Source organism: Mycobacterium sp. THU-M104, assembly GCF_049197365.1.
Classification (GTDB): Bacteria; Actinomycetota; Actinomycetes; order Mycobacteriales; family Mycobacteriaceae; genus Mycobacterium.
Genome location: NZ_JBMIOP010000219.1, coordinates 1 through 6,413 on the forward strand (window position 1 = coordinate 1; position 6,413 = coordinate 6,413).

4 protein-coding genes and 4 pseudogenes are annotated in these 6,413 nt (G+C 66.7%); 6 read left to right on the plus strand and 2 right to left on the minus strand.

Features of this window, described 5'->3' with window-relative positions; all coding sequences use genetic code 11:
* The 6 genes and pseudogenes from ACOJVU_RS16820 to ACOJVU_RS16845 form a co-directional block, all read left to right on the plus strand.
* A pseudogene (locus ACOJVU_RS16820) lies at positions 1-476 on the plus strand (membrane protein insertase YidC); the annotation flags it as partial.
* Positions 477-560: 84 nt separating this feature from the next.
* Entirely contained in the window at positions 561-1,133 is a 573-nt protein-coding gene (locus ACOJVU_RS16825; protein WP_421530808.1) for a protein jag, read from the plus strand.
* Between the two features lie 76 nt (positions 1,134-1,209).
* Positions 1,210-1,902, plus strand: a complete 693-nt coding sequence (rsmG, locus tag ACOJVU_RS16830) for a 16S rRNA (guanine(527)-N(7))-methyltransferase RsmG (RefSeq protein WP_421530809.1) — start codon at positions 1,210-1,212, stop codon at positions 1,900-1,902.
* 101 nt (positions 1,903-2,003) lie between these two features.
* Positions 2,004-2,891 (plus strand): annotated as a pseudogene (locus tag ACOJVU_RS16835) (ParA family protein); the annotation flags it as partial.
* A 25-nt stretch (positions 2,892-2,916) separates the two neighbouring features.
* A complete protein-coding gene (locus ACOJVU_RS16840) occupies positions 2,917-3,903 on the plus strand; it encodes a ParB/RepB/Spo0J family partition protein (RefSeq protein ID WP_421530810.1) in 987 nt (328 codons plus the stop codon).
* A 277-nt stretch (positions 3,904-4,180) separates the two neighbouring features.
* A pseudogene (locus ACOJVU_RS16845) lies at positions 4,181-4,909 on the plus strand (acetyltransferase); the annotation flags it as partial.
* A 20-nt stretch (positions 4,910-4,929) separates the two neighbouring features.
* On the opposite strand, the gene ACOJVU_RS16850 reads toward ACOJVU_RS16845, so the two are convergent.
* Positions 4,930-6,150 carry an N-acetylmuramoyl-L-alanine amidase gene (locus ACOJVU_RS16850; RefSeq protein WP_421530811.1) on the minus strand — a complete coding sequence of 407 codons (1,221 nt, stop codon included), beginning with the start codon at positions 6,148-6,150 and terminating at the stop codon, positions 4,930-4,932.
* Positions 6,151-6,282: 132 nt separating this feature from the next.
* Positions 6,283-6,413, minus strand: a pseudogene (locus ACOJVU_RS16855) (thiol reductase thioredoxin); the annotation flags it as partial.

The window sequence follows — 6,413 nt, forward strand, 5'->3', positions numbered from 1 at the left end:
CGAGGCAGAGCGCCGAGGCGGCGGCCAACCCCCAGACCGCGATGATGAACAAACTCGCGCTCTACGTCTTCCCGCTCGGTGTGGTCGTCGGCGGGCCCTTTCTGCCGCTTGCGATCATCTTGTACTGGTTCTCGAACAACATCTGGACCTTCGGTCAGCAACACGTCGTGTTCGGCATGATCGAAAAAGAGGAAGAGGCCAAGAAACAGGAAGTCATCCAGAGGCGGGCCGCCAACGCGCCGGCCCCTGGCGTCAAACCAAAACGCAACACCAAGGCCACAGGTGCCAACGGCGTGGCGGGGGACGATGACGATGACGCGGACGCCGGGACGGCGACGGGGGACAGCGACGCACAACGAGGCGAACCGAAATCCGGCGACGACGTCGGGGGTGGGGCGAATTCGGTCAAGCGCGGTAACGCACCGGCCAATCGAGCGCCGCGACCCGGGGCGCGGCCGAAAAGGCGCAAACGTTGAGGAAGGTGCCATGGCGACGAGGGATCGCCTCGGAGGGCCGCCCCTGACGGGTCCGGCACCCGCGAACGAGGGAGAGGAAAACACATGACCGACGCGGAAACCACCGAACGGGATGCGGAGGCACAACCGGTGACCGAGGATCTCGCCGTAGGTGCTGCGGCGACAGAGGGCGGCGCGGACGAAGCCGACGAACTGGAGGACCGGTTGGTCACCGAAGGCGAGATCGCCGGTGACTATCTCGAAGAGTTGTTGGACCTGCTGGACTTCGACGGGGACATAGACCTCGACGTCGAGGGCGATCGTGCGGTGGTGAGCATCGACGGCAGCGAGGACCTCACGAAGTTGGTGGGGCGTGGCGGCGAGGTCCTCGATGCGCTGCAGGAGCTGACGCGCCTGGCGGTGCACCAGAAGACCGGCGCGAGGAGCCGGCTGATGCTCGATGTGGCGAGCTGGCGACGGCGGCGGCGCGAGGAGCTGGCCGCATTGGGGGACAAGGTGGCCCGGCGGGTGCGCGACGCCGGCACGCGCGAAGAGCTGTCCCCGATGACGCCGTTCGAGCGAAAGATCGTCCACGACGCAGTCGCGGCCGTGCAAGGGGTGCACAGCGAGAGCGAGGGCGTAGAACCCTCGCGACGGGTCGTCGTCCTCCGCGACTGAGTTACAGCGGTGTAGTTCGCGGGGATGACCGGGGCGCGGCGAGCAGAGGGATGTTTCACGTGAAACCGAACCGAGGATGTTTCACGTGAAACAGGACGACTCCGATACGGAAGCGGCGGCGCGCCTGTTCGGCCCAGGGCTGGCCTTGATCCAGCGGTACGCGGAACTCCTGGCCGGCGCCGGGGTGGAACGCGGCTTGATCGGACCGCGCGAGGCGGACCGGCTATGGGAGCGCCATCTACTCAATTGCGGCGTCGTGGGAGAGCTGCTCCAGATAGGCGAGCGCGTGGTCGACATCGGGAGCGGCGCGGGCCTGCCGGGGATTCCGTTGGCGATCGCACGCCCCGACCTGGACATCGTCCTGCTGGAGCCGCTGCTGCGGCGGAGCCAATTTCTCGCCGAGGTGGTCGCCGAACTAGGGTTGGCCGTCGAGATCGTGCGCGGCCGCGCGGAGGAGCCGGAGGTGCGCGAGCGGTGGGGGCAGCGCGACGCGGCGGTGTCGCGCGCCGTCGCGACATTGGACAAGTTGACGAAGTGGAGTATGCCGTTGCTACGGCCAGGCGGACGGATGATTGCACTCAAAGGGGAGCGCGCCTGCGATGAGGTCCGGGAGCACCGGCGTGTGATGGAGGTGTCGGGCGCCATCGATGCCAAGGTGGTCACATGTGGCGCGCCCTTCTTGCGTCAGCCGGTAACCGTGGTGGTAGCGCGGCGCGGGACGCAGCCGCACCACCGGTCGGCGCGGTTCCGCACCGGGAGGACGGGATGAGGTCTCCTCGAGGTCGCGCGACGGCTGCGCCTTCCGTCGGGGTTCGGGAGTCGGTTCAGGAGCCGGCGGCTCCGGTAGAGGAAACGGCGGGCAGTGCGATGGTTTCACGTGAAACATCCGACGACTTCGACACTCCGATCGGTGCCGCGGCGGAACGCGCCATGCGGGTGCTGCACACGACCTACGCGCCGCTGCGCCGGCCGAAGGGGCGCCGGCTTTTCACGGTCGCCAACCAAAAGGGTGGGGTTGGCAAAACCACGACCGCGGTCAACCTCGCGGCTGCGCTCGCGGTGCAGGGACTCAAGACCCTCGTCATCGACCTCGACCCTCAGGGCAATGCGAGCACGGCGCTGGGCATCGCCGATCGGCAGTCGGGCACACCGTCGTCGTACGAGGTGCTGCTCGGCGACGTGTCGTTGAGGGAGGCGTTGCAGCAGAGCCCGCACAGCGATCGGCTGTTTTGCGTTCCGGCGACGATCGATCTGGCCGGGGCCGAGATCGAGTTGGTGAGCATGGTGGCGCGCGAGAACCGGCTGCGGACCGCGCTCGCCGCGCTCGGCGACTTCGACTTCGACTACGTCTTCATCGACTGCCCGCCCTCGCTGGGGTTGCTGACGATCAATGCACTCGTTGCCGCACCGGAAGTGATGATCCCGATCCAGTGCGAGTACTACGCGTTGGAGGGCGTGTCACAGCTGATGCGCAATATCGAGATGGTGAAGGCCCATCTGAATCCGGCGCTTGAGGTGACCACCGTGGTCCTGACCATGTACGACGGGCGGACCAAGCTGGCCGACCAGGTCGCGGCCGAGGTACGCCGCTACTTCGGGGACAAGGTGTTGCGCACGGTGATTCCGCGCAGTGTGAAGGTCTCCGAGGCACCCGGCTACAGCATGACGATCATCGACTACGACCCCGGCTCCCGAGGGGCGATGAGCTACCTCGATGCCAGCCGCGAACTGGCTCAGCGCGACACCCCCCATTCGTGAAGGAACCATCGGTGAAGGGACGACCATGACACAGCCGGTACGGAAAAAGGGCGGACTCGGCCGAGGTCTCGCGTCGTTGATCCCGACCGGTCCCGCGGACAGCGATACCGGGCGAGCGACCCTCGGGCCGCGGATGGGTGACGCCGCCGCCGATCTCCTGATCGGGGGCACGACGCAGGGGGCTGTCGCGCCGATGGGCGCGGTGTACCGCGAGATCGCCCCGGGCGACATCGAGCCCAATCCGCGTCAACCGCGGCAGGTCTTCGACCAAGAGGCGCTGGCCGAGCTGGTGCACTCGATTCGGGAGTTCGGCCTACTGCAGCCGATCGTGGTGCGGGCGGTGACCGAGTCGGACAGCGGCGCGCGCTACCAGATCGTGATGGGGGAGCGCCGCTGGCGTGCAGCCCAGGAGGCCGGACTGGCCACCGTGCCGGCGATCGTGCGGGACACGGGTGACGACAACCTCCTGCGCGACGCCCTCCTGGAAAACATCCATCGCGTGCAGTTGAATCCGCTGGAAGAGGCGGCGGCCTACCAGCAGCTGCTCGACGAGTTCGGGGTCACCCACGACGAACTGGCCTCGCGGATCGGACGCTCCCGCCCGCTGATCACCAACATGATCCGGTTGCTCAAGTTGCCGATCGCGGTGCAGCGCCGAGTCGCTGCCGGGGTACTGTCGGCCGGCCACGCGCGGGCGTTGCTGTCGTTGGAGGCGGGTGCCGAGGCACAGGAGGAACTGGCCGGCCGGATCGTCGCCGAGGGCCTGTCGGTGCGGGCGACGGAGGAGGCCGTCACCCTGGCCAATCGCGGCGCCGCTCCCGCGCCTGCACCGCAGCGGCGAAAGCCCATTCAGATGCCGGGTCTTCAGGACGTCGCCGAGCGGCTGTCGAATGTCTTCGACACGCGGGTGACGGTGAGCCTCGGCAAACGCAAGGGCAAGATCGTCGTGGAATTCGGTTCGGTGGAGGATCTGCAGCGAATCGTCGACGCGATGACCCCTGCGCAGCCATGACCGCAGGCACGGTGTAATTACGTCACTGTGACGCCATGCGGCTGCGCGACGCCGAACGGGGGGGCTTGTGGGAAGGGGTTCTGGCTGAACACGTTGGAGCCCAAGCTGTTTCGCCTTGGATCATGCCCCCGTCGCCCCGCGGGCGGTGCTGTTGCCAACGCCACTCGGGTGGGGGGCTCAATACTGGCCCGACGACCGTCATCTCTCCTATTCTGGAGGGGTTGCCGGTGCACGCGACCGCAGCGGATTGCAGTAACGCACGGAAGCCAGGAGGCTTGTGTCTGCTCGAATCACGCCACTGCGGCTCGAAGATTTCGAGCAGCTCCCCAAGCATGCGCGCCGCTGCGTCTTCTGGGAGGTCGACCCTGCCACCCTGGGTACCCAGGACCATCTGACCGACCCTGAATTCGAGAAGGAAGCCTGGCTCTCGATGGTGATGCTGGAATGGGGTTCGTGCGGTCAGATCGCTGCGCCGTTCGTGGCCGAGCACGGCAACACCGAACTGCCCTGCGTCGGATACGTCCTCTACGCCCCGCCGCGGGCCGTGCCACGCGCGCAGCGGTTTCCCACCGCACCGGTGTCCGCGGACGCCGTCCTGCTGACTTCCATGGGCATCGAGGCGGGGTGGGCTGCGGACGACCTGCCGCACGGGCTCATCGCCGGGGTGATCGACGAGTTGGTCCGGCGGGGTGTCCGCGCGCTGGAGGCGTTCGGCCGCACGAAGGCGGCCGCGGAATTACAGGATCCGCGAATGGTCGACGCCGACGTGCGCCCGGTTTTGGAAGCCCTCGGGGACTGTTCCGTCGAACATTGCGTCATCGATGCGGACTTCTTGACAGAAGCCGGTTTCGTGGTGGTCGCCCCACATCGCTATTTCCCGCGGCTGCGACTCGAACTCGACAAGGACCTCGGATGGAAGGCCGAGGTCGAGGCGGCGCTGGAACGGCTGCTCGCGAGCGCCCAGTTGCCGCAACCGGTTGGGGTGGGAGCCACGATCACCAACACGGTGGGCAGCGGCGAGTGCGGTCAGGAGCCGCCGAGCCGGGCGGCCCGCTCCACGGCTAATTCGTGGGCCAGCAACTCCGCGAAAGTGAATGTGCCGGTGGGGCGGTCGTTCTTGCCGAGCAGATAGAGCCGCTTGACTGCCGCGAGGATTCCTTCTGCGATGGCGTCGCGGGTCTGGGTCGAGATCAGCATAGCGCGGTCTCGCGGGTTGGTGATGTAACCGACGTCGACCTCAACGGTCGGCATCCGGGTCAGCCGCAACAGGTCCCAGGTCCGGCCATGGGTGCGGCAATCGCGTAATCCAGTGCGCGCCACAACTTCCCGCTGTATGAAGTCGGCGAGATTACGGCCGATCGTGGAGACCGAACCGTGAGAGTTCCCGAAGTGGAACGAGGCCACACCGTTGGCCGCGGAGTTGGGCTGGCTTTCGCAGCGCAGGCTGATCATCAGGTCGGCACCGACGTTGTTGGCGGTCGCGGCGCGTTCCGCGTCTGACGGACTGCAGTTGGTCGGCCGCGACAGGAAGGTCTCCATGCCGATCGCGGTCATACGCCCTTCGAGTCGGCTTGCCAAGTCCCACAACACATCTGATTCGCTGATAGGGCCGGACGGGCCCTGCGAGATCAATCCGTGGTCCGCACCGCCGCGGCCCGGGTCGATGATGATTCGCTTACCCGACAGTTTGGGGCCCGACCGGCGGACCAATTCTTCCTCGCGGATCGCGTGCAGCGAACCGCCCGTGACGCGCGAACTCAGAAAGTACAAGGACCGCAACGTTTCCGGTCCGCAGATGCCGTCGGAGGCAAGACCGTACTCCCGCTGGTACGACATCAACGCGTTGTGGGTCTGCAACCCGAAGTGGCCGTCGACCAGGCCGGTGTAGAAGCCGAGGTCTTGCAGCCGGGCCTGCAGCGTGGCGACGTCGTCACCGTAGAGCGGAGCACCGAATTGGTGATACAGGGTGCGCGCGCCCAGTCGGTAGGACGCTTCCTTCAACGCGCGATAAGTGGCTTCGCCGACGATGCCGTCCACCAGGAGTCCGCGATGTTGCTGGAATGCGCGCACGGCTTGGTCGAGTTCGGCGTCGAAGAGCTCCAGGGGCACGTGCCGGCCCGTCGTTGCTTCTTCTTCGGAGTCGTCGAGCAGTCCCAGCGTCGCCAGTGTGGCCCGGATCTCGGTCACGACCGGGCTGCGGTCACCACGGCGCAGCGCGTCGCTGTCTGCGCGGCGCGGATTCGGCATACCAAGAGGCCCTTCGTGGCGGTGTGACAGGCTCGATTCAGGGTGACAATCCAAGGTGATTGTCGCAGATACTTCTCGATTTCCCGAAAACCCCAGGCGAAGCGCGAGGCGCGCAGCGGCAAGAAGTTCCGATCAGTCGAGACCGGGAACCACGCCGGAAAGCTCACGCAGCAGCGCGGCTTTGCCCTTGGCCCCGACGATTCGCTTCACCGGGTCTCCGTCCTTGAACAGGATCATGGTGGGGATGGACACCACCTGGAACT